This window comes from Kaistella pullorum (genome assembly GCF_014837035.1).
Taxonomy (GTDB): Bacteria; Bacteroidota; Bacteroidia; order Flavobacteriales; family Weeksellaceae; genus Kaistella; species Kaistella rhinocerotis.
The window spans coordinates 1-25,604 of the sequence record NZ_JACSPS010000001.1; the positions used below are offsets into that span (position 1 = coordinate 1).

Consider the following 25,604-nt stretch of genomic DNA (forward strand, 5'->3'; position numbering starts at 1 on the left):
ATCTATCAACATTTTCGCCCTTAAAAATAATGCTCTTCTGCGCTCCCCCTTCTCTCGATTTGGGACTGCAAAGATACGCACTCTGCCCAATAATCCAAACCAAACCCCGGAAAATTTTTTCCACATTCCACAACTCACTGATTATGCGGGGGAAAAATTTTGCCGGAAGTTTCCCAATAGTAACGATTAACCCGCCCCTGCCACGGCAGGACATAAAAAATCCCGCCGAGGCGGGAAAGGTATATCTTCAAAAAGATTTTATACTTATATATTATACGACCTTAACTTTATAAATATATAGTATCCAGCCAGAACACCCACAGTGTCTGCAACGAGGTCAAGCCCTTCCAGGGAACGGCCAAAGCCCATCACATCCTGCAAAATTTCTGTAAGTATAGAATAGATGAGCATCACCTGTATATATATAGTAAACCTGGTTTTTGGGTATGCGGCCATAAAACAGAAGCCGAGCAAACCAAAGATACTTAGGTGCAACAGCTTATCAATCCCCGAAAACATAAATGGATATTCAAGGTTTTCAACTCCCGGCCGCAGAAGCATATATGTAAGAAATGCCCAATAAATGGGCAAAATCTTTTTAAAAAGTTTTGAAATCTTATCCAAGAGATTCCTGATATTGCTCGGCCGTAAGCAATTCCGAGGCATCTACATCTTCTGCCAACTCCAACTTGATGATCCACCCATTACCGTAAGGATCGGTATTCAACAGTTCGGGCTGACTTTCAAGTTCTTCATTAAACTCTGCCACCTTTCCAGGCAATGGTAAAAACAGGTCTGAAACTGTCTTTACAGCTTCTACGCTGCCAAAAACATCGTTCTCCGCCAGTTCGTCACCCACGGTGTCCACATCTACAAAAACTATATCACCCAATTCGCCCTGGGCAAAATCTGTAATTCCGATGGTAGCGATGTTACCTTCGATTCTAATCCATTCATGCTCTTTGGTGTACCTTAATTCAGACGGTGTGTTCATTTTCTTTAATTTAATTCTTCAAAAATAATTAAAAAATACCATACGGGTAGTCTTTAGAGACTTTATTATATGTAGATCTGAATTGCTTTTACCGTACAGCACGTCTATAATCGATATCTTTGTAGAAGTATGAGCTGCTGCAGCCATTATTAAAAATATAAAAGATGACTTTACAAAAGAAATTAGAGGCCGCCGACAAATCTTTCAGAAACTGGAGAGCGGTTCCGTTTGTACAGAAACAGAAACTACTGCTGAAACTGGCAAAGACTCTCGACAAAAACAAAAAATCATACGCGGAAAACATCACAAAGGAGATGAAGAAGCCCATTTCTCAATCTATTGCAGAGGTAGAGAAGTGCGCACTGATGACCAGATACTATGCAAACGCAAAAAACGTACTTGCCCCTGAAAAGATTGAAACCGAATTCCGCGTTTCAGAAATTCATTACGCGCCCCTGGGCGTAGTTTTAGGTGTGATGCCCTGGAATTTTCCGTTTTGGCAAGTCCTCCGGTTTGCGGTGCCGGCCATATTGGCGGGTAACGCGGTCGTATTGAAGCATGCTTCAATCTGTTTTGGCAGCGGAAAACTGATTGAAAAACTGTTTCTGGATGCAGGTTTCCCAAAAGGCGTCTTTCAAAATCTTGAAATTGGACATTCTGAAGTAAAGACTGTGCTTGAAAATCCCATCGTGAGGGCTGTAAGTCTTACGGGAAGTGAAAAGGCCGGCGCAGAAGTGGCTTCGATAGCCGGAAAAAACATTAAAAAATCTTTGTTGGAGCTTGGCGGAAGCGATGCGTTCATCATTTTGGATGATGCAGATCTGAAGAAAGCCGCAAAAAGTGCTGCCAAAGCAAGACTCCAAAATTGCGGACAGGCCTGTAACGCCGGCAAACGGTTCATCATTCAAAAAAATGTGCTGAAAGAATTTTTGCCCATCTTCATTAAAGAATATCAGAAATACGTCCCCGCAGACCCAATGGAAAAGGACACCAAACTTACAGGAATGGCGCGTCCGGATCTTGCCGACGAACTTGAAAAGCAATATAAAAAGTCTTTGAAAAACGGTGCGGAAGTTATATTACCGCTCGAAAGGATTTCAGATTACGAATTTAATCCCGGACTGATGATGGTGAAAAAAGGCAATCCGGTTTTGCAGGAAGAACTTTTTGGTCCGCTGGGTATTGTGATGGTTGCCAAAAATGATGTTGAAGCGCTGGAACTGGCGAATGACATTCCGTTTGGGCTTGGAAATTCGGTTTGGACCAAAGATAAGAAACGTCAACAGTTCTTTATCGAAAATCTTGAATCGGGAACGGTGAGCTTAAACAAAGAAACAAGTTCCGACCCAAGATTGCCTTTTGGTGGTGCAAAATCATCCGGGTACGGGACCGAACTTTCGCTTATCGCGCTGAAAGAATTTGTAACCGCAAAAACTATCGTCGGTCATTAGATCAGTTCTCACGAAGACAATTTTCCACAAACTCTGATTTATTCAGGGTTTTTTATTTTGCACTCTCTTCTACTTCGTGTTTCAGCTGGGCTTTATACAACGTTGCGTAGTAGCCATTTTTATTGAGCAATTCGAGATGTTTACCTTCTTCTACAATTTTCCCGTGCTCCATCACGATGATCTTATCGGCTTTTTCGATTGTTGAAAGCCTGTGCGCGATGATAATTGAAGTTCGGTTTTTTGTAATTTTTTCGGTAGCGCGCTGAATCAGTTTCTCACTTTCGTGGTCGATGGAAGAAGTCGCTTCGTCGAGGATCAAAATTTTCGGATCCGAAAGATAAGCTCTTAGAAATGATAACAGCTGTCTTTGACCTAATGAAATTGAGGATCCGCGTTCGCGCACCACATAATCGTAACCGCCCGGCAGGGATTCAATAAAATCATCCACTTCAATGTCCTTCGCTACCTGTTTGATTTTCTCTAAAGTCACCGTCTCGTCACCGAACGCCAGATTCTCGAAAATAGTACCGTGGAAAAGGAACACATCCTGCAATACGACGCCGATATGGCTGCGAAGGTTGTACAGTTCGTAATCTTTTAGATCTACATCATCAAGCAAAATCTTACCGGAATTGATGTCATACAAACGCGTGATCAAACTGATGATCGTAGATTTTCCCGCACCTGTAGCTCCTACGATCGCGACTGTCTGTCCCGGTTCTACTTTAAAACTGATCCCTTTCAGTACCTCCTGCTTTTCATCATAGGAAAAATGCACATTGCGGAACTCAATTCTTCCGTCATATTTATCTTTAATGATTTTCCCCTCATTGGGCAGCGCAAAATCTTCATCCATAACTCCTAAAACCCGCTCTGCGCCTACTATTCCACGCTGGATATTATTAAATCTGTCCGCGATTTGTCTTAAAGGCCTGATCAGCATCGAAATATATTGGATAAACGCAATCACCACCCCCGCCGAAATGGTGATGTAACCCCCATAAAACAAAATGAAACCGATGAATAGTGAGGAAATAAGTTCAACAACGGGAAAGAAAAGCGAAAAAATGAAAACCGTTCGGAGCAACGCTGCTTTCAGTGTGATGTTGATGGAATCAAACTTCTGAAATTCGGCTGCCTCCCGGTTAAATACCTGGATTATGGACATACCTGAAAGCCTTTCCTGCACGAAAGAGTTTTGGTTTGCAGTCCACGTTCTCTCGTCACCGAAGGCTTTTTTGAGTCTCTTCTGAAAAAATCTTGTGATCACCACCATTAGCGGCAAAATCGCAAGTGAGATGTAACTGAGGTGAACGTCAACCTGAAACATCATGATGAGAACAAACACAATGCGCAGAATATCCCCGAAAACCATCAGGAAACCGTCCGTATAAACCGTCGCGATGGTTTCTACATCACCTACAGCGCGCGTAACTAGCTGCCCCAAAGCCGTTTTATCAAAAAATGACGTCCGGAAATAGATTAATTTATGGTAAAGACGTTCGCGGATATCGCGGATTACGTTTTGTGAGATGAAATTTGAAAAGTAGACGAGGAAAAAGTTAAGGATTGTTTCTCCGAAAACCAGCGCAACCAGTATGTAAATATGCTTCATCATCAGCTCTTTGTCTTTGAGCTGAATGATGTCTGTATCCACAATCTGCATGGTGAGGTAAGGCCGGTAAGTAGAAATTACCGAAAGCAAAATAGAGATAATAAGCGTAATGATGAACCAGGACCGGAACTTCATCCCAATTCTGAACAGTCTTTTAATAATATCCCAGGTTGATTGTTTCTTCATATTCGCTTAAAATTCTGTGCAAATTTAGTGATTTAGTATTGATGGAGCCTTTACAGATTACCGGCAGAAAATGCTAATCAAATAGTATTCGCTCAAAATCATAACCTACGTCCACCAAAAAAAGACCTTGAGGCGGTGCCGATGTTCCCGCTTTGCCGCGGTCTTTTGCTTCAATGATATCTCTGAAGTCTTCGATTGAAATTTTGCCGTTGCCAATTTCAATCATCGTGCCGACAATGGCGCGGACCATATTGCGCAAAAAGCGGTCTGCAGAAACAGTAAATTTAAGTTCAGTGCCGGTTTTGGTCCATTCTGCGAGATAGATTTTGCAGTTGTTGGTTTTGTTATCGGTGTGCAGTTTGGAAAAACTGGTGAAGTCTTCATACTCTGAAAGGATTTGGCATGCCTCATTCATTCTCTCCAAGTCAAGCGTACGATTGATGATTTGCCACGAAAAATCATTCAGGAACGGATTTTTTTCCAGCGAAACGATGTACTCGTAGGTTCGGAAAGTCGCATCAAATCTGGCATGCGCATCATTAGTTACTTTAAAGACATTTTTCGCAGCAATATCATTGGGCAAAAAACTATTGAGGCGATATACGAGATTTTGCGGAATATCTGAATCTAGATCAAAATGTGCGAAAATCTTTTTAGCATGCACACCCGAATCAGTGCGGCCCGCTCCGGTTATTTTGATATCGCTGCGAAGTATGGTCGACAGGGCTTTTTCAAAGACTTCCTGAACGGTGATTTGTCCTGGTTGAATTTGATAGCCGAAATAATTTTTGCCGTGGTAAGCAAATTCTATAAAATATCGCATGAGGGCAAATTTCCTAAAATATATCGGTAAAAATTAGATAAAAATATAGTAATTTGTGAGGTATGAAAAACATTTTGCTGCTTTCGGACACGCATTCGCACTTGGATGAAAGAATACTGGAATATGCGCAGCAGGTCGATGAAATCTGGCATTGCGGCGATTTTGGTAATATGGAAATAGTGCAGCAGTTAGAAAAAATAAAGCCGCTGCGTGGCGTCTATGGAAATATAGACAGCTATACGATTCGCGCGTCGTTTCCGGAAGTTTTACGGTTTACATGCGAGAATGTGGAAGTTCTGATGATCCACATTGGCGGCTATCCCGGGAAATATTCACCACTCGCGAAAACTGAAATTCAAAAACAGGCACCTAAACTCTTTGTTTCCGGCCATTCGCACATCCTGAAAGCGATGTATGACCAGAAAAACAGTTTGTTGCATCTTAATCCCGGCGCCTGCGGCAGATCGGGCTGGCACAAAATGCGGACGATGATGCGGTTTCAGATCAATGGTGATCAGATTGAAAATCTTGAAGTGATTGAATTAGGTACCAGGTAGGTTTGCTTTAAATATAAATGGTAACGAATAGCTATTTTTTTTTCGTGACCGAATCATAGATACTGTGTACCAAACCGTCTGCAACTGAAATTTTTGGTACAAATATTTTGTTTATATCACCCCATTCCATCACTTTCGTAAAAATCTGAAGCGCCGGCACCAGCACATCTGCGCGGTCTTCCCGAAGATTATGTTTGGCCATCCGCTCAGGAACCGACAATTTATATAAATTTTTATACCAGGTTTTCAGACCCGAAAGTACCAGCGGATTTCCGTCTTTCGTCTTGCTCATCGAGAAGATTTTGTTGATGTTTCCTCCGGAGCCAATCGCAACCAATGGTTTTTTACTGTTGATATTTCGCCGGATCTCCTCTTTCATCTCTTTCCAGTGATCTTCATTTACCTGGTTATTCAGCAAACGTATCGTTCCGATGTCAAATGAACGCGAATATTTTCGCTGGCCGTTTTCGAAAAAAGTAAGTTCCGTACTTCCGCCACCCACATCGATGTAGAGATAAGCAAAATCTTTATCAAGCCCTTCTGCAATATGATTTTCAAAAACCAGGGCCGCTTCCGCGTCACCACTTATTATTTCAATATCGATTCCGGATTCCTCTTTTACCTGCTTAATGATGTCGCGGCCGTTTCTCGCGTCCCGCATAGCACTCGTGGCGCAGGCGCGGTAATGCTCTACCTTGTAAACCTTCATCATACCACTGAAGATGCGCATACTTCCTGTGAGCATTTCCTTCCTTTCCTCGCCTATCTCACCTTTGGCAAAAACGTCAAAACCCAGCCGCAGCGGTATACGCAGAAGATTCAGTTTCGTGAATTCGGCCTTGCCATTCTTTACTGCCTTTACTTCGGAAATCAGCAGACGCGCCGCGTTGCTGCCGATATCTATTGCTGCGATGATCATGTTCAGAAATAATTTGTGTTAATTTTTTCCAATCAACTATTTAATTCAAATAGCAATTTTAAAGGAAGGATGCATCAAATGAAAAGGGCAAAAGATCGCGAACCGAGTTGGTTTTGAAAATTTCCCCGTCCAGCGAAGCAAAATAAATTTCAATTCCCTCTTTTTGGTTGGCTTCATATTCCAGGATAGACTGTCGGCAAGCTCCGCAGGGTGGAATTGGAGTTGAAGACAAAGCGGTTTCCGGCGCACCAATGACGAATAATTTCTTGATCTTTTCACCTGGAAAGTTCGCGGCTGTCCAGAAAATCGTGGTTCTTTCGGCGCAAAGACCTGACGGATATGCGGCATTTTCCTGATTACTGCCGGTAATGATCTCGCCGCTTTCGAGCAACAGTGCGCAGCCTACCGTGAAGTGAGAATATTGGGCGTACGCTTTCTCCCGGATTTTTTTGGCTGCATCAAAGAGTTTCTTCTCCGTGTCGTCGAGCATTTCATAATTGGGGATCGCGTAAAAATTAATTTTAAGTTCTTTTACCATTTTTGAAAATTGGGGAGTAAATATACCTAATAAATTCGACGTCAAACCCATTGTCGGGTAAAAATCAGTGTTTTGAAAAGATGCAAATGTTGTGACAATTTTAACGGAGGGGCCTAATATTTTGGTTTAACATTTGATTCAAATTGTCCCGAATTAATAACCTTTTTCAAACCCCACTTTCACGTCAACAGGTGACAAACAATCATTTCCGACTGCTTTGCACCAGACGTCTTTGAACTTTTAAAAAATCACACACATTAAATATTAACATATGGAAACCAACAAAACAAAATCAAAAAAAACAGAGCAAGCTGCAGAGGCCGGCTCACTCCGAGACCTCTTTATCACCGGGTTGAAAGACATTTACTATGCTGAAAACGCGCTTCTGAAAGCACTTCCTGAAATGTACGAGAAAGCCACCGATGTAAAACTGAAAACGGCGATAAAAGACCACATCTTACAGACAGAAATGCAGGTAGTCCGACTTGAAAAGTCCTTTGAACTGCTTGGTATGAAAGCAGAAGCCAAAAAATGCCAGGCAATTGAAGGCATTATCGCTGAAGGCCGCGAAACTGTAAGCTCAGCCGCAGAAGGACCTGTTCGCGATGCCGCAATCATCGGCAGTTCCCAGAAAGTGGAGCATTACGAGATGGCTGCTTACGGAACCCTCGCAGCTCACGCAAAAGTTCTGAATGAGCGAGAAGTCCTTGATTTGCTGCTTCGCACATTGGGTGAAGAAAAGAAATCAGACTGTCTGCTTACCACCATAGCAGATACAGAGTTGAATTCACAGGCTGCCGGCGGCATGCATCAGTCTAAAGATTTTAAAGCCGTATAACTTTTAAGCAACCTAAATTATGAAAGTAAACGAACAGGAGCCCTTTGCAAACGGCGCAAATCCGAAAATAGAACAACTCGGCAAATATAAAAACAGTGACCATGGCGAATTCATGACCACAAATCATGGAGTGAAAGTGAACGATGACCAGAATTCACTTCTCGGCGGCGAACGCGGACCTTCCCTACTCGAAGATTTTATCTTCAGGGAAAAAATGACGCATTTCGATCATGAACGTATTCCGGAAAGGATCGTGCACGCGCGCGGATCCGGTGCACACGGGTATTTTCAATTGTACAAATCGATGGCTAAATACACGAAAGCCAAATTTTTAAATGACACAAGCATTAAAACGCCGGTTTTTGTAAGATTTTCGACTGTTCAGGGAAGCCGCGGCTCGACAGATATACCACGTGATGTACGCGGTTTTGCAGTGAAATTCTACACTCAGGAAGGCAATTATGACTTGGTTGGTAACAATATGCCGGTTTTCTTTATTCAGGACGCAATGAAATTTCCGGATCTTGTACATGCTGTTAAACCCGAGCCTCACAATGAAATTCCGCAGGCTGCTTCAGCGCACGATACCTTTTGGGATTTTGTTTCGCTCATGCCCGAGACGATGCACAACGTAATCTGGAAGATGAGTGACCGTGGTATACCACGTACGCTACGCTCCATGGAAGGATTCGGAATCCACACTTTCCGGTTTATCAATGAGGAAGGACAATCACACTTCGTGAAGTTCCACTGGAAACCGCTGCAGGGCGTCTTGGGACTGGCCTGGGATGAAGCCCAGCGACTTGCCGGAAAAGATACCGATTTTCACCGGAGAGACTTATGGGAAGCAATTGACAAGGGAATGTACCCTGAGTGGGAACTGGGCGTACAGATCGTTCCGCAGGAGGATGAACATAAATTCCCCTTCGATCTGTTGGACCCTACCAAACTGATTCCCGAAGAAATGGTTCCGGTGGAGATCATTGGGAAAATGACTTTAAATAAAAATCCTGACAACTTCTTCGCAGAAACCGAACAGATCGCATTCCACCCCGGACATATCGTTCCCGGCATCGATTTCACCAACGATCCACTGCTTCAGGGACGACTTTTCTCTTATACAGACACTCAACTTTCCCGTTTGGGCGGACCGAATTTCCATGAAATACCAATTAACCGCTCAATTCCGGATGTCACAAACAACCAACGAGACGGGATTCACCGTATGCAGATCCCGAAAGGAAAAGTTTCTTACCACCCGAATTCGATGGCGCAGGGCTGCCCGTTTCAGGCCATGATGAAAGAAGGCGGCTTCACCTCATTTGAAGAACGCATTGATTCCAGAAAAATCCGCAGCCGAAGCAGAAGTTTCTTCGATCATTTCAGCCAGCCTACGTTGTTTTATAACAGTTTGACCGATCATGAAAAACGTCATGTGCAAAATGCGTTTTCTTTTGAATTGGGTAAAGTGAAACTGGTTCCAATTCGCCAAAGAATGGTGAATATGCTGCTTGAAGTAGATATAGAACTCGCAAATAAAGTCGGTGATCACCTGGGTCTGGTTCCTGAAAGACTGCCTCAACCAATAACGGACAGCATTCCTGCGGATGGTAAACTCGAGGATTATCATTCTTTCAAGGCTGAATTACCGATTAGCGAGGCGCCCTCTGTAAGTATGGCGAATAAACTTCCGACCAACATCAAAGCCAGAAGAATCGCTATTTTAACAGCCGATGGCGTAAGCGACGAAGCATTCACGAAAGTAAAGAAAGTCCTTTGCGAAATGGATGCGCTGGTTCAAATCATTGCGCCGAGACATGGTTTTGTAACGACAGAATCTGGTGATCAATATCAGGTGGACGACAGTTTACTCACCACGGCATCGGTAGTTTTCGATGCGGTCTACATTCCGGGCGGCGAAAGTGTAAAAACCCTTATGGAACATGCGGGCGCCATTCATTTCGTAGCGGAGGCCTATAAACACTGTAAACCGTTCGGGGCAGATGGAAACGGCGCAGATCTTTTGAAGAAAGCAATTCCGGATCTTACTTTACCTGCTGACGGAATCGTCACTGAAGGCGATCTGGATCTTTTTGCAGGATCCATCATCCTTCACCGTTTTTGGGACCGCGAAATGAAACCACTTCCAGCCTAAAACCACTCCTTATATATAATGAGGCTCCCGATTTGGGAGCCTCCTTTTATTTGTCAATGTCTTTAAAAATTAAACTTCCGTTTAAATTCGCTAATTTTGCATCCTCAAAATAATTATTGAATATGCTTTATACACCAATAAAATTCAGAAATTTAGAAATCAAAAACCGTTGGGTTATGTCACCGATGTGTATGTATTCCTGTGAGAACGGACTTGCAAACGATTTCCATTTGTTACATTACGGAAGCCGCGCGCAAGGAGGAACCGGCCTCATCATCGTGGAAGCGACCGGCGTAGTGCCCGAAGGCCGGATCACCAGCAAATGCATGGGAATCTGGAATGATGAACAGGCGCAACAGCTTAAGAAAATTGTCGATATAGTCCATAGCCAGTCTGAAAGTAAGATCGGAATTCAGCTTGCGCATGCTGGAAGAAAAGCATCGACCTGGAACGGCAAACAAACCTCGATGGAAGAAGATGGTTGGGAAACCGTGGCGCCCTCGCCAATTCCTTACCTTGAATCTGAAAGAGTTCCACACGAACTTTCTGCTGAAGAAATAAAAGATTTGGTTGAAAATTTTAAAACTGCTGCCCAAAGATCTTTGGATGCTGGTTTTGATTTAATTGAAATCCACGCCGCGCACGGCTACCTGATTCACCAGTTTCTGTCACCATTATCGAATGTAAGAACAGACGAATACGGCGGCAGTTTCGAAAACAGATGCCGTTTCCTACTCGAAATCGTAGATGCAGTGAACGAACTTCTAGATGAAAACCACCCATTATTCGTAAGAATTTCAGGTACGGAGTATGCGACAAAGGGCTGGAACATCAAAGACAGCGTAGCATTAGCCAAAATCTTAAAGGAAAAAGGTGTAGACCTTATCGATGTTTCAAGCGGCGGAAATATCCACGGCGCAAAGATTTCTTTATTTGATGGCTACCAGGTTCCGCTGGCCGCGGCCGTAAAGAAAGACGCGGAAATTGCAACCGGCGCTGTAGGTCTGATAAAAACCGCAAAACAGGCAGAAGAAATTTTGCAGAATGAACAGGCGGACTTAATTTTTGTCGCGCGTGAAATTCTCCGAAATCCTTATCTGCCGGTTCGCGGTTCATTTAAGAACAACGACAACTGTTTTTTCCCTCACCAATACGAAAGAGCCAGGCCTTAATTTGCCTTTAAAATAAGAAAGCCAACTTCAATCAGTTGGCTTTTTTTGTTTTTTAAGAATATTGAAACTGGCTGATGACTTCCAGCGTTCTGTCGATTTCTTTTTGCTTAATGGCATCCGAAATAAACCAGGTTTCGTAGCCGCTTGGCGGCAGGTAAATGCCATTCTTCAGTAAGAAATGGAAGAAATTATTGAACAGCGAATGGTTCGCATGCGCCGCTTCATCAAAATTCGAAACTGCGTTAATGTGGAAAAAGATGCTCATCATCGAACCTTTCCGGTTAATCCGGTGCTGAATGTCTTTAGAATTCAATATTTTCCCGATCTCAAAATCGAGGGTTTCTGTCGTTTTATTGATGTTCTGATAGAAGTTTTCGTCTTTTCTGATCAGTTCCAATGTGGTAAGTCCGGCACGCATCGCTAAAGGATTGCCGCTTAAAGTTCCGGCTTGGTACACCGCACCTTTCGGCGCGAGGTGATCCATAATTTCGTTTCGTCCGGCAAAGGCTCCCACCGGTAGTCCGCCACCAATTACTTTTCCGTAAGTCACCAAATCAGCTTTCACATTGAAAACTTCCTGTGCGCCACCAAAACCGAGACGGAATCCGGTCATCACTTCATCAAAAATCAGCAAAGCGCCATTTTCGTCGCAAAGCCTTCTCAAGTTCTGAAGGAAATTGCTTTCCGGCAGCACGCAACCCATATTTCCGGCAACGGGTTCTACGATGATTGCGGCAATTTGGCCCTCGTTATGTCTGAATAAATCTTTAACTTGTTCGATATCATTGTATCTGGCAAGCAAAGTATCTTTTGCAGTTCCCGCCGTAACACCAGGAGAATTTGGATTACCAAACGTGGCGGCACCGCTTCCGGCTTTAATAAGAAAAGAATCGGAATGTCCGTGGTAGCAACCTTCGAATTTGATGAATTTATCTCGTCCCGTAAAACCGCGCGCTAAACGGATCGCGCTCATACACGCTTCTGTTCCGGAAGAAACCATTCTTATCTGGTCGATATTCGGAACATTTTCTACGATAAGTTTAGCAATCTCGGTTTCGAGTTCTGAAGGAGTTCCATACGAAAAACCGTTTTCAGCCTGTTTTTTAATTGCTTCAAGTACTTCCGGATGCGTGTGCCCTAAAATAGCTGGGCCCCAGGAGTTAATATAATCAATGTAGGTATTGTCATCCGCATCCGTCATGAAGGCACCTTTCGCCGATTTCATAAAAACGGGCACGCCGCCCACCGATTTGAATGCCCGAACCGGGGAGTTTACGCCGCCCGGAATATATTTGTAGGCTTCATCGAATAGTGCAGAACTTCTTTGATATAACATAGTTGTGGGTTGTTGGGTGATGGATGATGGTTTTCGCAGTAACCAAAATGCTTAGCTGCGCGGCTTTTTGTCTTTAAGATAAAGTGTCTGCCCGGTCTTGGGCTGTTCGCCGTATGCCATCCGGTTTTTATCGTACAGTTTACTCAGCTTGATTCCGAATTTCTGGGAAATTTCGTGCATTGACTCGCCCACTTTTGGTTTATAAGTCGCTACATTTCCGGTCGAAGATTTACCCTCGAGGAAAATGATATCGTTTCTTTTTAAATTCGTGCCGTCAAGTTCGTTCCACTTCATCAGTTTGCTTTCTGAGATTCCGAATTTTTTGGATATAAGTCCGAGTTCGGTGTCTTCCGGAATCACCACGAACTTTTTACCGCCATTTGGATGGTTTTTTACCAAAATCGTACTCAAGATTTCTGCACGTGTTTTAATGGCATCCACTTTCTGTTGCTGTTTCGCGTAAGACGTCTGCTCATAAGGAACCGTAACGGTGATTGGTCTGGACGAGGCTTTATTCTGATCGAGTTGTGCCATGAAGATCTTATCTTCGCGCAGACCCGGATAGAGTTTCAGAACCGTGTAGAGAACTTCTTTTGAACTGGTATTATCGAATTCGTAAAGTCTGTTTTTCTCAATTTTATCAATCAATATGTAAGCATAGCGCGGATTGGTGGCGTAACCTGCTTTTTTCAGTCCATGTGCCCAGGCTTTGTAATCTTTGATATCGAGCTTGAAGAGGTTTGTGTAATATTTCCGGTAAGCCAGGAATTTTGAATGGTCTTCGTAAGACTCGCGGGGATCGTCGTACACGCGGAAACATTCATTCGGGGCATCGTCTGTATGCGTCATTGTCTTGCCCGTCCAGTCTTCTTTACATTTAATTCCGAAATGATTTTTCCCGATCTGCGCGAGGCGGCTTTGTCCTCCACCGGTTTCCAGAAGTCCCTGTGCGAGGGTAATTGAAGCAGGAATCTTGTATTTTTCCATCTCTTCTACAGCATAAGCAGCAAATTTCTGAATGTACTGCTCGTCGTTTTTCCAGGTCTGTGCCTTAAAATTCGCCAGAATAATCAATGAAAATATCAACAGTGTTTTCCTCATTCCCATATTATTTTTATTTAACTGTCGTCTTTATCAGAGGTCGCTCATTTTTTTTAAGCATTTCGTTGGCGCCTTTTATTCCCTGAAGTCCGCCGGTATGAAACGCGAGGATAGTGCATCCTTCCGCAAAAAAATTCTGTTCGATAAGTTCAAAAAGCTTCCTCATCATCTTTCCGGTATACACGGGATCCAGCGGCACTCCGTATTTATCGTAAAAACTGTTGATAAAACGGTTATTTCCGTCGGTTATTTTGCCGTAACCACCATCAGCAGCGTCTATCAGTTCAAAATTTTCTTTGCCGGAAAGTTCTGAAACCTTCGCTTCCAGGGAAGAATCTTTGACGACCTTAAAACCTAAAACTTTCTGGTTTTCCTCGGCAAAGCGCGAGATTCCCGCGACAGTTCCACCTGTGCCAACCGCAGTGCAAAGATAATTAAAACTTTTTGTAGCATTTCCAAGCATGTGTTGAATGCCATTCACAGCAACCTGATTAGTGCCGCCTTCCGGAATTATCAGGGCCTGGCGAAATTCTTTCTGTAGATTTTGGGTTAAAGAATCTTTGTCACGGAACGTCTGGCGGTTCACGAAACGGAAACGCATTCCGTCCGCAGATGCTTTCGTTAACGTTTCGTTTTCGTGCCATTTCTGTTCGAGTTCTTCACCGCGGATGAGGCCGAGCGTGGCGATACCAAGTTCGCGGCCGAGCGCAGCGACGGCCGCGATATGATTTGAGAAGGCGCCGCCAAATGTGATGAGCACCGGGTTTTCGATTTCCTGAGCCAGATACTGATTGATATTATAGAACAGTTTCCAGAATTTATTACCCGAAATTTCGGGGTGAATCTGGTCATCTCTTTTAATGAAAAGCCGGATGTTTCTGTTTAAATGAATCTCCGTGAGCGGAACTTCGTGCGTTGGCATTTGCATGAGGTAAAGTTCGAAAAAAGTTTTGAGAGAAGATTTAGTCTGTTAATGATTAAAAATTCTGGCCGAAACGCTCCGCGCCCCGGATTGAACGGCCTGTTTGAGCGCTTTTTATGTAGCGCAGCGGAATAAAAAAGCGAGTAGTGAAAGCCGGAAATGGCGCCCAAATAAAAATCAGTAACGGTATTTCCAGAAGCTCCAGAATTTTCTTGTCTTCAAATAATCCGAGTTATTTTCCATCGCATACGCTTCGCGTTCAAACGAAATGGATTTGTACGCCTGATACGGATCTTTGAGTTTGAAAAACAGATAATAATACTCGATTACATACCACAAATAGAAAAAAATAACCAACATCTCAAGTTGCTGCCGAAGATGTATTTTCTCGTGATTGATAAGCACCGCATTTTCGCGCAGGGCCGATGACCGAACCAAAACAACCGGAAAAAGGGCGATCGCGGAAATTTTTGTATTTTTGAGAAGTGACCGTGCGATAATAATCATCAAACAAAGATAAAATTTTCGGCCGTTTACATTTAACCCATGAATCAAAACAGTATCAAAGAAAACGAAGACTTTTACTATAACGAACAGGGATACAGGGTTTTCACCGAAAAATATCACCTAAAACGCGGCTATTGCTGCAAAAGCGGCTGCAAACACTGCCCATACGGATATGATAAAAAGACCGACCGTTTTATAAAACCGATTAAAAAATAAATCTACCAATGAAAAAATATATTTTTCTGCTTTTAGCTTCAGGATCCCTGGCCTTCACTTCCTGCAGCCCGTTCCAGGTAAAATCTGACTATGCAGAGACCGCAAATTTCAACGCATACAAAACGTATAAACTGAGAATTGATGACCTGAAACTCAACGACATCGATAAAGACCGCGTGCTGAACGAGGTTTCGCGTCAGTTGCAGACTAAAGGGATGAGCGTTTCCGACAATCCGGACCTCATCGTGAATGTAAAAGCCAATCACAAGAAAATTCAGGATATCCAAAGTACGCGCCCGATTGGCATGTACGGCTGGGGCGGCCCATTCGGTTGGGGTGTGGGAATGAACAGAACCTGGACTTCGAACTACAACCAGGGAGGTTTGACGCTCGACCTTATCGACGCGAGAACCCAAAAACTGGTGTGGCAGGGAATAGGCAGCGGAATTTCCGTGGATTCTCCTAAATCCAAACAAAAGCAGATCCCGGAAATCGTAGCTGAGATCATGGCAAATTACCCGCCGCAAAAAGGCAGATAATTATTTAAATATACTTTTAAAACCGCTGTTTCGGCGGTTTTTTTATTTCTTATTCTGTAATGTTAATTATTCCGCAGTCTTGCACAGAAGCGTCTGCGGTTTAAATGATCTTCCGTAAATTTGAAAAAAATAGGATCAATGAAAAGAAGGGAATTACTAAAGAACGGTTCACTGGCACTGGGCGGACTGTTTCTTACACCTTTTACTGCAAAAGCGAATATCTTCAAAGAAGAATTCGACGGTAAAAAAGCAAAGAATATTATATTTATGGTGAGCGACGGTATGAGTATAGGCACGCTCCAAATGGCCGATATGTACAGCCGCCGCAAACTGGGACGACCTTCACACTGGCTCTCTTTATATGAACAAAACCTCGTACAGCGCGGACTGATGGATATGGCTTCAGCCAGTTCTGTTGTTACTGATTCGGCAGCCGCGAGTTCGTCCTGGGGCGGCGGACACCGCGTGACAAACGGCAGTCTGAATATTGGCGTGAACGGCGAAGAATACCTGCCCATCCTTCAGAAATTTAAAAAAGCAGGTAAAAAGATTGGTCTGGTGACCACGGTTCCTGTAACGCACGCCACGCCCGCGGGCTTTTCCGTTTACAGCAAAAGCCGGAATTCACAGGAAGAGATCGCGTCGGTTTACTCAGGGCTGGGTTTTGAGGTAATCATGGGCGGCGGAAATAAATATTTTGACGCCGCTCAGCGAAAAGATAAAAAAGACATGTACACGGTTTTCAGGAACAAAGGTTATTCCGTAGCACGCAATAAAGCAGAAATGAATGCGGCACCCGCCAATAAACCACTGCTCGCCACGTTTGACGAAGATGCGCTGCCCTATTCTACCGATCATCTCAGCAGCAGCTTTATGAAGAACAACATCCCGACACTGGCGGAAATGACGTCAAAAGCCATCGGACAGCTGAAGGATGACAAAAACGGTTTCGTAATGCAGGTGGAAGCCGGAAAAGTGGACTGGGCCGCACACGGTAATGATATTTCAGGCTTGATTTACGACCAGCTCGCCTTCGATGATGCCGTGAAAGTGGCGGTCGATTTCGCTAAAAAAGACGGAAATACGCTTGTGGTAATCACCACTGATCATGGCAATGCGAATCCCGGACTTATTTATGGCAAGAAGGTGGATGAAAATTTCGACCGCATCCAGAAATTCTCGCAGACCAACGAATGGATCCTGCAGGGAATCAGCAGCGGCGACAGCACAGCCAAGATCAAAGAACGGATCTCTCAGGCCAATGCGGGCATTATGATTTCGGATGATCAGGCAAAAGAAATCCAGTCGTATTATGCCAAAGCCCAAATGGAAGACGGCGTATACAACCCGCGGCATCTGCCCTTTAAATTATTGTCGCAGATCCAGCAGGAGTACACATCCGTGGGTTGGATCAGTATGGACCATTCGGCCGATTACAGCGAGGTGGCCATGTTCGGGCCGGGCAGCGAAAAGATGAAATCTTTTATGAAAAACACCGATATGCATACCTTTCTGCTGAAGGTTGCCGAGGTGGAGAATAAGTTTTAAGACAGCTCCGCAGAGAAAGCAAAACGCCCCGAACTTCGGGGCATTTATTTTTATTTGTGATTATTTTAATACGGTTGCGTTTTTTTCGTAATACTCTTCCGCAGTAGGAAAAAATGAAAGCGACACCGCATTCGGATCTCGCGTAGGGACACCGGGGATACCGGGAGCGATCGCCCTTTAATCAAGGGGTAAAAACGTTTCGGGTTGCCCCGCCTTCGCTGCCAGTTCTGTGGCTTCGTCAGTCTCTTCTAGAGCCTTCCTCAGCGGCTCGGTGTTCTTTTGCTGCCTGTTTTCAGCTGCCTGACAGTTAAATTTCAGTAACTTTTCATGATCTTTCGTTTCTGAGGAACATTATTTCACTGCTTTATTGCCCTTTTCTATATTCGTAATTAAGGAATTTTTTTCTGTACGTACGAACTGAATGGTCCGTACGTACGAAAATATTTTCCGTACGTACGTTTTTAAGTCGTTTTCAATATAAAAACAAAAAAAACCTTCCGCTTCCGGAAGGTTTTCTTTATATAAAATCGGTTTTTTAGAATTTCAAATCCCCGTTTACTTCTCTCACTGCTTTCGCAGCTGTTGCAAATTTTTCTTTTTCTGCATCGGTCAGGCTGATCTCCACGATTTTTTCAACGCCATCTTTGCCGATGATTGCCGGAACGCCTAAGCAGATATCGCTTTCGCCGTATTCACCGTCAAGCATTAATGAACATGGAATCATTTTTTTGTGGTCGCAAAGGATAGACTGTACCATTACTGAAACTGCCGCTCCCGGTGCATACCAGGCAGAAGTTCCTAAAAGTTTGGTCAGCGTTGCGCCGCCTACCTTGGTTTCTTCTTCCACATAAGCCTGCTTTTCAGCATCTAAAAATTCAGTTACAGGAACACCGTTACGGGTTGCTTTGCTCATCAGCGGCAACATTCCGGTATCACTGTGTGCGGCGATCACCATTCCGTCAACATCGGAGATCGGGCATTCCAAAGCTTCAGCCAGTCTGTATTTGAAACGTGCAGAATCAAGCGCGCCGCCCATACCGATAATTTTGTTTTTCGCTAATCCAGAAGTTTTGTGTACAAGGTAAGCCATGGTATCCATCGGGTTTGAAACCACGATGATGATCACGTCCGGCGAATGTTTCACAAGGTTTTCTGTAACCTCTTTCACGATGCCCGCATTGATGCCGATCAGCTCTTCTCTGGTCATGCCCGGTTTTCTTGGGATACCGGAAGTGATCACGGCCACTTTGGAACCTGCAGTTTTGCTGTAGTCGGCGGTAGTACCAGTCACCTTGGTATCAAAACCGTTCAGTGACGCGGTCTGCATCAGATCCATGGCCTTACCTTCTGCAAAACCCTCCTTGATGTCTACTAAAACTACTTCTGAGGCAAAATTTTTCATTGCAATATACTCTGCGCAACTCGCGCCTACTGCACCTGCTCCTACTACGGTAACTTTCATATGTTTTAATTATTTATATTTATTCGTCATATGGCAACTGCGCTCCCATATGGTTTGTCTGTTAAATCTTTCCAATTGCTCCGGCCAAATTCTGCAGAGGTCATATTTAAATATACTTAATAATCAAATGCAACGCTGCCACCTATTTGCCTGTCTGCAGCACAAATTTAAGCAAATATGAACCGTTGACCAACTGATTGCCAGATGATTTTTGACCAAATTCAGCGCACCGTACAGCCACATTAAACTTACCATGCATCAATAATTCAGAACTTTATCTTAACTAAATTTGTTATTCAAAATATTTTTAATATGAGTTTTGCACAGCACCTTACGCACGGCTACACCCACCGCTCGATAGATATCGACAGGAAAAAGACCGAAGATTTTATCGACCGGTTTTTCAGGTTCGTGTTCTTTCTCGAAGTGCAGCGATGCACCAAACTGCCCGACATAGAAACACGTCTGCAGCAGTTTAAAGATGAATTTACCGAAATCTTAAATTCTGTAAGCAAAGACAGCGCAGAGGCTGATGCAGAATATTTTTTTTCCGAATTTCCGAAAGTTTACAACACACTTGAAGCGGATGCACGCTATATGTTTGAGAATGATCCTGCCGCTAAAAATGTAGAAGAAATCATATTTTCTTACCCTGGATTTTTCGCAATTGCTGTTTATCGCCTCGCACATGAGCTCGAGAAAAAAAAAATCCCGCTTATACCAAGGATTTGGACAGAATTTGCACACAGCAGAACGGGCATAGACATCCATCCGGGCGCACAGATCGGCTCACCCTTTTTTATCGATCACGGCACGGGAATCGTGATCGGCGAAACCACCGTCATCGGCAACTACGTTCGCCTTTACCAGGGCGTTACGCTGGGCGCGCTGTCTGTGGCCAAAGAATTGCAGCATAAAAAAAGGCACCCAACCATCAAAGACAATGTGGTGATTTACGCAAACGCTACGATACTCGGTGGCGAAACAGTGATTGGTGATGGCTCGCTTATTGGCGGTAATGTTTGGATTACCGAAAGCGTCGCGGCTGATTCGGTGGTTTTTCACAAAGGGCAGGTCACTGTGAAAAACAAATTTCCGGGGCAGGAACCGATTAATTTTATTATTTAAAATTTACCTCGAAAGGAACTAATAAAAAATTAAACATTACAAATACTAAAATATGAAACTGAATACCGTATTAGAAGCCATTGGCAATACGCCCACAGTCAGAATTAATAAACTTTTCGACCGAAATCTTGAAGTTTGGATGAAACTTGAGCGGCAAAATCCCGGCGGAAGCATCAAAGACCGCATTGCTTTGTCTATGATAGAAAAAGCCGAGCGCGAAGGTAAAATCACAAAAGACACACTGATCGTAGAACCTACTTCAGGCAACACGGGCGTTGGCCTCGCCATGGTTTGTGCAGTGAAAGGTTACCAGCTGGTGCTTGTAATGCCGGAGAGCATGAGCGTTGAAAGACGGAAACTCATGTCCTCTTATGGAGCCAAATTCGTGCTGACACCGCGTGAACTCGGCACTTCCGGGGCGGTGAAAAAAGCAATGGAAATGGCCGAAGAACTTGACAACGTGTGGATTCCGCAGCAGTTTGAAAACGAAGCCAACCTCGAAATTCACCGAAATACGACGGCGCAGGAAATTCTCACCGATTTCCCTGAGGGTTTTGATTACCTGATTACCGGCGTAGGAACTGGCGGACATATCACCGGCGTAAGTGAAATTCTGAAACAGAAATTCCCAGCACTGCAAAGTTTCGCTGTAGAACCCAAAGATTCACCCGTAATTTCGGGCGGGGACCCCGGCCCGCACCCGCTGCAGGGAATTGGTGCCGGATTCATCCCAAAAGTTCTGAATACAGAAATCCTAGACGGAACTATTCAAGTAGAAAAAGAAGAAGCCTACGAATTCACTAAAAGATTAGCGCGCGAAGAAGGAATTTTAGCCGGAATATCAACAGGTGCATCGCTGGCGGCCATCAATAAAAAACTGGCAGAAATCCCGGACGGATCGAAAATCCTTACTTTCAACTATGACACCGGGGAAAGATATTGGTCTGTGGATGGGCTTTATGAAGAAAATGAGTTCACTTATTAAAATTAAATCCTGCCAAACGGCAGGATTTTCTTATTCATATTTTTTCTGGCACTTCGGACAAACGTAGGTCTTGCGTTTCACCTTTCCCATTTCCTCAATGATCAGTTCCCGCTTATCTTTCGGGCAGATTTTCTTGCCGTAAATCAGTGTTTTCTCTTTCACCTCATCTTTTTTCGACTGTTCTAAAAATTCGTAGGCATAATTGACAACTGATTCAATAAGGAACATTAGTTTCTTTTCCGGAATATTCTTTACAATGGTTTCGGGATGGATCTTCGCGCGGTACAGAGCCTCAATGCGAATGATGTTTCCCACACCCGTGAACAAATCCTGCTCCATCAATACATCGCCTATCATCTTGTCTGCGTATTTTTCCTGCACGGTAGACAGCACATATTCTCCGTCGAATTCATCTTTCAGGATATCGGTCTTATAATTAAAGTGATCCTGTGGCTTGCCCGGAATAATCTTGGCTTTAGAAATATAAAAATTGATTTCCGCTTCCTCAAACTGGAGGGCGAAACTGGCATTCACCTTTTTTCGCTTGTTGATCAGCATGCTACCGAAGAGGCCCAAATGCACGGTCACAAAGAAATCTTTAAAAACAAATATGAAATTCTTGCCGTAGGCATCCACATCCAGAAGTTTCACATCTTTAATCAGCGTTTTATCTACCTCTGCGTAGCCAGTTGCCTCTACCACGTTTTTTCCCTTGTAGCGGTTCAGTTTATTCTTCAGATTGAGAATTGTAGGTCCTTCAGGCATATTTTTTTTGATTTAATGTTTGGCGCGTTTTCACAGACATATCGTATATTTTGCGGCGGACCTGCTGCATCCGTCCGACCGGTTGAAGTTCGGGAATATTTTCAAACGGATTGAATGAAATATTCTCGTAGTCTAAATTTTCGTACGCAGATAAATCTTGCTGTGAAAGGATAATCTTACCGACCGTAATAAGCTCTGAATGTTTTTCACGCCAGTGCTTGAGAAGGTTGTTGACCGGTGTTTTAGATTTATTCACCGCCAGTTGCACCTGAAAATCGAGCGACAGTTCATTTTTCGAGAAGAAATCTTTTAGAAGCTCAGCCTGGTCCAGATCATTACCTTTTTGTACCGGAAGCGTAAAATTCGGTTTCAGACGCACCTTCGCTACCCTTTCGCCGAACCGGAAACACCCCACGGAATGAAAGTCGTATGTTGGCAAAAACTGTCTTTCAATATCGAAAAATTTAAGCACATTCCGCAAGATTCCTGGCAACTGAAAATCAAAGAAAAGACTCATGCCGGACCACAAAAGCGATGGAGCCTTGAGAGCCGCAAGAATATAATTTCGGCGCAAAGCGATGAAAAAACGGTTGGCCCTGATATGGATTTTAAGGAATTTGCTGACTGAATTGGTCACAAAAACAGGAAAATTAACCAGCGGAAACTTGGCACTTTTGGGTTCACTTTTATTGTAAATCTTCAGAGAACAACCGTAAATAGGATATTCCCAAACTCCTTTGGTCACAAAAAAATTGGGATGCGAGTAGCGCATGATGATTCCTAAATTTGCGCCGCCCAAAAGCCGCGCGATATCCACCGCATCATTTTTTACCGGAATAAAATGTCCGCGAACAAATCCGAAAGATTTTGCGTGAGCGTTTCGCGTTGCATGCTTGGTTTTGTTGACTTTAGCCGAAACCTGCACGGCTTTTTCGATCAACGGCAAATCCTCAGCAAGGAGTTTTTCCTCTGCCTTGGTAAGGGCGTCCATCCCGGGCGAATAAGTCTGGAAGCGTTTCATAAGCGTTTTGCTTTAAAGCCATCAAAAATGAAACCACGAAACCGATCAATCGGGCAAATTCAGCAGGAAACGGTAGGCATTTTCAGCACCTTTCAGGCAGTCTTCTTCATCCGCAGGATTTATTTCGCGGTCCAAAACTTCCTTAAAAGTCTTCCAGTACGAGCCGGTGTGCGGACCGTAGCAACGGAAGTAGTGAAACGGCGCATCTTTAAACTCATTAAGTTTCGAAAGTTGTTTGGCAATCATATTTCCGCCTAATGTGGAACCCTCCATTACATAGAAAATTCCCCATGCTTCCGCCACACAGTCTACGGAACTTAAAACTTGTACTTTTGGTAGGTTGGCACCCAACGCCAGCATATCTTCTTCTGCCAGTTTGATTTTACGTCGCTTTTCTAAGTGTAAATCTGCCGCAGCTTCATCAGGAATCAGGCTGAATACAACATTTTCGAACGCACTCAGCATCTCATAATTGTATAGAAGCAGTTTTCGGTAATCTTCGATATCAAATCCGCCTTCAAATATTTTTGATGAATTGAATTTCTTTTCGGTAAGATCGTGCAGATGCCGTGTGCCGGACTTAAGTTTTTCGGAAATCATCAAACCGTTCTTGGATTTTGGAAAGTAAGTTTGAAGACGGTTTCTTTCTCAGCAGTACTTTCATACGAAATATCGCCGCCAAGACGCTTCATAATGCGGAAAACAATAGAAAGGCCGACGCCGTTGCCCTGGAAGCCCTTGGCATTTTCCATACGGCTGAAAATCTTGAACATTTTTGCCTGATCTTTCGCCGGAATACCGATCCCGTTGTCCTTCACGCTGTATATCACTTTATCACCTTCTTCGCGACCGTGAATCTCAATTTTTGGATTCGCACTTTTGCTTGAGTATTTCACCGCGTTACCGATAATATTAAGGAAGACCTGTCTCATCATCGTTTCGTCCGCAAGAACATTTGGTGTTTTACCGATGACTACTTCGGTAGTTTCACTGATGGTAAGCTGTGCATCAAGGCAAATTTTTCTTATTGTAGATGCAGTTTCGAGTTCTTTGAGCTCTATTTCGGTAGATTTAGCTTTGCTGAGCTGCAACACGCCGCGCATCATGCTTTCCATTCCTAGAATTTCGGCTAAAATACTGCCCACTCTTTTTCGGACTTCCGGATTGTCGTGATGAGCACGTTCAAGCAGTTGCGCATTAAGTTTCATCACCGTAAGCGGAGTACCCAGATCGTGAGAGATGGTGTAGGAAAAACTGTCGAGTTCTTCGTTGAGATTTCTCAGTTCATCATTCAGTTCCTGTACTTTGCGGAACTGGCTGTAGGTGGTTTCCAGAATGGCGGCTACCACTCTCTTTGCTGCTATGACATCCCGGTTTTTCCACGGCGTAGCCTTTCCTTTTATGTTTTCAATATAGGTAGCAAAAGATTTCCGCGGCGAGATCACATATTGCTGGTCGCCGTTCAGCACCGTCTCCGTAGTATCTTTTGATGGATTTCCGGCCCAAAGAAGCTGGGTATCAATTTGCCGGCGGAACCAAATCATCAGTTCGTTACGCTCATCATCGGTAAAGCCAAACATCACGCCGGCCGCATTCACCATCTGACCCATATTACCTTCCAGCGCGTTGCTGAAGTCATTGGTAGAATAAAAATTCTTCAATGGATTTTCACGGGCATACTGCACGATCTGAAGGATATCCTCATCCGAGGGCACAAAGCCGGAGGTGCGAATATTTTGACCTACCACAACGGCCAAACCGTCAGCAGCGGGATAATCCCGCATGCTTTCTATATTCGCAAAAAGCGAAGATTCCACCGAATTGTGCTGCAGCAGTGCGGTTTTTAATTTTTTAATATGGCTTTCAAGTTCAATACTGTCATTCAATATCTGGCGCGTTTTGTAAGACGCGTAGGCGTTCGCCGCGATTACCGTGAATACTTCAGACCGTATTCTGTTCACCAGATCGATATGTTTAGCTTTAGTATTCTGGCAGGTCACCATTCCCCAAAGCTTATTGTCTATGACGATAGACGTACTGAAACTGGACTCTGCACCGGCATTTTTAAGGTATTGCCCATGCACTGGCGACATAGCGCGCAGCGTAGAATAGGTAAGGTTCACAGGCTCCTGAAGTTTAGAAATAATAGGAACCGGTGCAGAACTTACATTACTGAATATCCTTTTCCGTTTTTTAAGATACAGGTCACGGGCCTGACGCGGAATATCACTTTCCGGATAATGGAGGTTCAGATAGCTCTCAACATCGTTTTTCAGTTTTTCTGCGATTACTTTTCCGCTTCCGTCTTCCAGGAAACGGTACACCATCACACGATCATAATCTATAGCCTCGGCGATAGAATTCAACAGTTGTTCCCAGATTTCCGCTGAGGTGGTGGCGTTGCTGATGCTCTCATACTTTTTGCTGACGAAGGTTCGCGTGTGGAAATGTTCGATCACTTTCTCTATTTCAAGAAAGACCACTCCCTCGTATCTATAAATGGTGAGGTGATAATTTACATCGTTGATCGAAATCTTGTCCAGGAAAACATCTACGTCCTTTAGATTTTCAAATTCCAGATTACCCAGCACCACAGATTCAAGAAGTGGCGCAAAGGCATGTGAATTCTGCTCTAAAGTTTCGCCCAGAACATTTTCGTCTGCATTAAAAATCTCTGAAATATTCTGGCTGAAAAAGGAAATAGTTTTCGTTGAAGGATCTAAACCAATTATGTAGCCGAAATCCTGTATATGACCGGAAATGTGGATCTTCTCCTCGTGGCAATCGACTAAGTTCATAAAAAAAGAAATAATAAAAGCTCCGTCA

At 43.8% G+C, this 25,604-nt stretch carries 26 protein-coding genes; 11 read left to right on the top strand and 15 right to left on the bottom strand.

Translation table 11 applies throughout. The annotated features are described in order from the left end of the window. Window positions 1–190 (top strand): hypothetical protein (locus tag H9628_RS00005; RefSeq protein ID WP_251832064.1); only part of this gene is annotated, 190 nt, incomplete at its 5' end. A 74-nt stretch (window positions 191–264) separates the two neighbouring features. Here H9628_RS00005 and H9628_RS00010 read toward each other — a convergent pair. Both H9628_RS00010 and gcvH read right to left on the bottom strand, forming a co-directional pair. Further along, entirely contained in the window at window positions 265–624 is a 360-nt protein-coding gene (locus H9628_RS00010) for a VanZ family protein (RefSeq protein ID WP_251832065.1), read from the bottom strand. Further along, window positions 617–994 carry a glycine cleavage system protein GcvH gene (gcvH, locus tag H9628_RS00015; protein ID WP_251832066.1) on the bottom strand — a complete coding sequence of 126 codons (378 nt, stop codon included), beginning with the start codon at window positions 992–994 and terminating at the stop codon, window positions 617–619. The genes H9628_RS00010 and gcvH overlap by 8 nt, the downstream gene beginning before the upstream one ends. Before the next feature lie 164 nt (window positions 995–1,158). Here gcvH and H9628_RS00020 point away from each other — a divergent pair, with 164 nt between their 5' ends. Continuing rightward, window positions 1,159–2,445, top strand: coding sequence for an aldehyde dehydrogenase family protein (locus H9628_RS00020; RefSeq protein WP_251832067.1), 1,287 nt, complete (start codon window positions 1,159–1,161; stop codon window positions 2,443–2,445). Between the two features lie 52 nt (window positions 2,446–2,497). Here H9628_RS00020 and H9628_RS00025 read toward each other — a convergent pair whose 3' ends face one another. Beyond that, entirely contained in the window at window positions 2,498–4,246 is a 1,749-nt protein-coding gene (locus H9628_RS00025) for an ABC transporter ATP-binding protein (protein ID WP_251832068.1), read from the bottom strand. Window positions 4,247–4,319: 73 nt separating this feature from the next. Further along, window positions 4,320–5,069, bottom strand: coding sequence for a tRNA pseudouridine(38-40) synthase TruA (gene truA, locus H9628_RS00030; protein ID WP_251832069.1), 750 nt, complete (start codon window positions 5,067–5,069; stop codon window positions 4,320–4,322). Window positions 5,070–5,131: 62 nt separating this feature from the next. Here truA and H9628_RS00035 point away from each other — a divergent pair, with 62 nt between their 5' ends. Beyond that, complete coding sequence (locus H9628_RS00035) at window positions 5,132–5,626, top strand: metallophosphoesterase family protein (RefSeq protein WP_251832070.1); 495 nt, start codon at window positions 5,132–5,134, stop codon at window positions 5,624–5,626. Between the two features lie 31 nt (window positions 5,627–5,657). Here the strand turns inward: H9628_RS00035 and H9628_RS00040 are convergent, their stop codons facing one another. Both H9628_RS00040 and cdd read right to left on the bottom strand, forming a co-directional pair. After that, window positions 5,658–6,545, bottom strand: coding sequence for a Ppx/GppA phosphatase family protein (locus H9628_RS00040; protein WP_251832071.1), 888 nt, complete (start codon window positions 6,543–6,545; stop codon window positions 5,658–5,660). A 58-nt stretch (window positions 6,546–6,603) separates the two neighbouring features. Next, the gene (cdd, locus tag H9628_RS00045; RefSeq protein WP_251832072.1) at window positions 6,604–7,083 is read right to left on the bottom strand and encodes a cytidine deaminase; all 480 of its coding nucleotides are present in this window, start codon (window positions 7,081–7,083) and stop codon (window positions 6,604–6,606) included. A 271-nt stretch (window positions 7,084–7,354) separates the two neighbouring features. Between cdd and H9628_RS00050 the strand changes: the two genes are divergently transcribed. The 3 genes from H9628_RS00050 (at window position 7,355) to namA (ending at window position 11,248) form a co-directional block, all read left to right on the top strand. Continuing rightward, window positions 7,355–7,921: a YciE/YciF ferroxidase family protein gene (locus H9628_RS00050; protein WP_251832073.1), complete on the top strand. Its 567-nt coding sequence runs from the start codon at window positions 7,355–7,357 to the stop codon at window positions 7,919–7,921. Window positions 7,922–7,940: 19 nt separating this feature from the next. Continuing rightward, window positions 7,941–10,076 carry a catalase gene (locus H9628_RS00055; RefSeq protein ID WP_251832074.1) on the top strand — a complete coding sequence of 712 codons (2,136 nt, stop codon included), beginning with the start codon at window positions 7,941–7,943 and terminating at the stop codon, window positions 10,074–10,076. 122 nt (window positions 10,077–10,198) lie between these two features. Then, entirely contained in the window at window positions 10,199–11,248 is a 1,050-nt protein-coding gene (namA, locus tag H9628_RS00060; RefSeq protein ID WP_251832075.1) for an NADPH dehydrogenase NamA, read from the top strand. A gap of 52 nt (window positions 11,249–11,300) precedes the next feature. On the opposite strand, the gene hemL is transcribed toward namA, so the two are convergent. From hemL to H9628_RS00080, 4 genes are all read right to left on the bottom strand, one after another. Further along, window positions 11,301–12,584: a glutamate-1-semialdehyde 2,1-aminomutase gene (hemL, locus tag H9628_RS00065; RefSeq protein ID WP_251832076.1), complete on the bottom strand. Its 1,284-nt coding sequence runs from the start codon at window positions 12,582–12,584 to the stop codon at window positions 11,301–11,303. Between the two features lie 51 nt (window positions 12,585–12,635). Continuing rightward, window positions 12,636–13,685, bottom strand: coding sequence for a glucosaminidase domain-containing protein (locus H9628_RS00070; RefSeq protein WP_251832077.1), 1,050 nt, complete (start codon window positions 13,683–13,685; stop codon window positions 12,636–12,638). Window positions 13,686–13,698: 13 nt separating this feature from the next. Further along, on the bottom strand, window positions 13,699–14,613 hold the full coding sequence (locus H9628_RS00075; RefSeq protein ID WP_394368171.1) for a 1-aminocyclopropane-1-carboxylate deaminase/D-cysteine desulfhydrase: 915 nt from the start codon (window positions 14,611–14,613) through the stop codon (window positions 13,699–13,701). 171 nt (window positions 14,614–14,784) lie between these two features. Then, window positions 14,785–15,114: a hypothetical protein gene (locus H9628_RS00080; protein ID WP_251832079.1), complete on the bottom strand. Its 330-nt coding sequence runs from the start codon at window positions 15,112–15,114 to the stop codon at window positions 14,785–14,787. A gap of 39 nt (window positions 15,115–15,153) precedes the next feature. Here H9628_RS00080 and H9628_RS00085 point away from each other — a divergent pair, with 39 nt between their 5' ends. The 3 genes from H9628_RS00085 to H9628_RS00095 all read left to right on the top strand — a co-directional run bounded on the left by H9628_RS00085 (window position 15,154) and on the right by H9628_RS00095 (window position 17,417). After that, complete coding sequence (locus H9628_RS00085) at window positions 15,154–15,330, top strand: DUF5522 domain-containing protein (RefSeq protein ID WP_251832080.1); 177 nt, start codon at window positions 15,154–15,156, stop codon at window positions 15,328–15,330. 8 nt (window positions 15,331–15,338) lie between these two features. Then, window positions 15,339–15,869, top strand: coding sequence for a DUF4136 domain-containing protein (locus tag H9628_RS00090; RefSeq protein WP_251832081.1), 531 nt, complete (start codon window positions 15,339–15,341; stop codon window positions 15,867–15,869). A gap of 138 nt (window positions 15,870–16,007) precedes the next feature. Then, window positions 16,008–17,417: an alkaline phosphatase gene (locus H9628_RS00095; protein WP_251832082.1), complete on the top strand. Its 1,410-nt coding sequence runs from the start codon at window positions 16,008–16,010 to the stop codon at window positions 17,415–17,417. A gap of 535 nt (window positions 17,418–17,952) precedes the next feature. Here the strand turns inward: H9628_RS00095 and H9628_RS00100 are convergent. Then, window positions 17,953–18,879, bottom strand: coding sequence for a malate dehydrogenase (locus tag H9628_RS00100; RefSeq protein ID WP_251832083.1), 927 nt, complete (start codon window positions 18,877–18,879; stop codon window positions 17,953–17,955). Window positions 18,880–19,191: 312 nt separating this feature from the next. Between H9628_RS00100 and epsC the strand changes: the two genes are divergently transcribed. Next, window positions 19,192–20,007, top strand: a complete 816-nt coding sequence (epsC, locus tag H9628_RS00105) for a serine O-acetyltransferase EpsC (protein ID WP_251832084.1) — start codon at window positions 19,192–19,194, stop codon at window positions 20,005–20,007. A gap of 52 nt (window positions 20,008–20,059) precedes the next feature. Continuing rightward, window positions 20,060–20,992: a cysteine synthase A gene (gene cysK, locus H9628_RS00110; RefSeq protein ID WP_251832085.1), complete on the top strand. Its 933-nt coding sequence runs from the start codon at window positions 20,060–20,062 to the stop codon at window positions 20,990–20,992. Between the two features lie 30 nt (window positions 20,993–21,022). On the opposite strand, the gene H9628_RS00115 is transcribed toward cysK, so the two are convergent. Genes H9628_RS00115 through H9628_RS00130 form a run of 4 tightly spaced genes read right to left on the bottom strand, consistent with a single transcriptional unit; the run spans window position 21,023 to window position 25,576 of the window. Further along, window positions 21,023–21,757 (bottom strand): DNA-formamidopyrimidine glycosylase family protein, encoded by a 735-nt coding sequence (locus H9628_RS00115; protein WP_251832086.1) that lies wholly within the window; start codon window positions 21,755–21,757, stop codon window positions 21,023–21,025. Further along, window positions 21,750–22,778, bottom strand: coding sequence for a catalase family protein (locus H9628_RS00120; RefSeq protein ID WP_251832087.1), 1,029 nt, complete (start codon window positions 22,776–22,778; stop codon window positions 21,750–21,752). Before H9628_RS00120 ends, H9628_RS00115 begins: the two co-directional genes overlap by 8 nt. A 45-nt stretch (window positions 22,779–22,823) precedes the next feature. After that, the gene (locus H9628_RS00125) at window positions 22,824–23,378 is read right to left on the bottom strand and encodes a biliverdin-producing heme oxygenase (RefSeq protein WP_251832088.1); all 555 of its coding nucleotides are present in this window, start codon (window positions 23,376–23,378) and stop codon (window positions 22,824–22,826) included. Further along, complete coding sequence (locus H9628_RS00130; protein ID WP_251832089.1) at window positions 23,378–25,576, bottom strand: ATP-binding protein; 2,199 nt, start codon at window positions 25,574–25,576, stop codon at window positions 23,378–23,380. Before H9628_RS00130 ends, H9628_RS00125 begins: the two co-directional genes overlap by 1 nt. Between the last annotated feature and the right edge of the window lie 28 nt (window positions 25,577–25,604).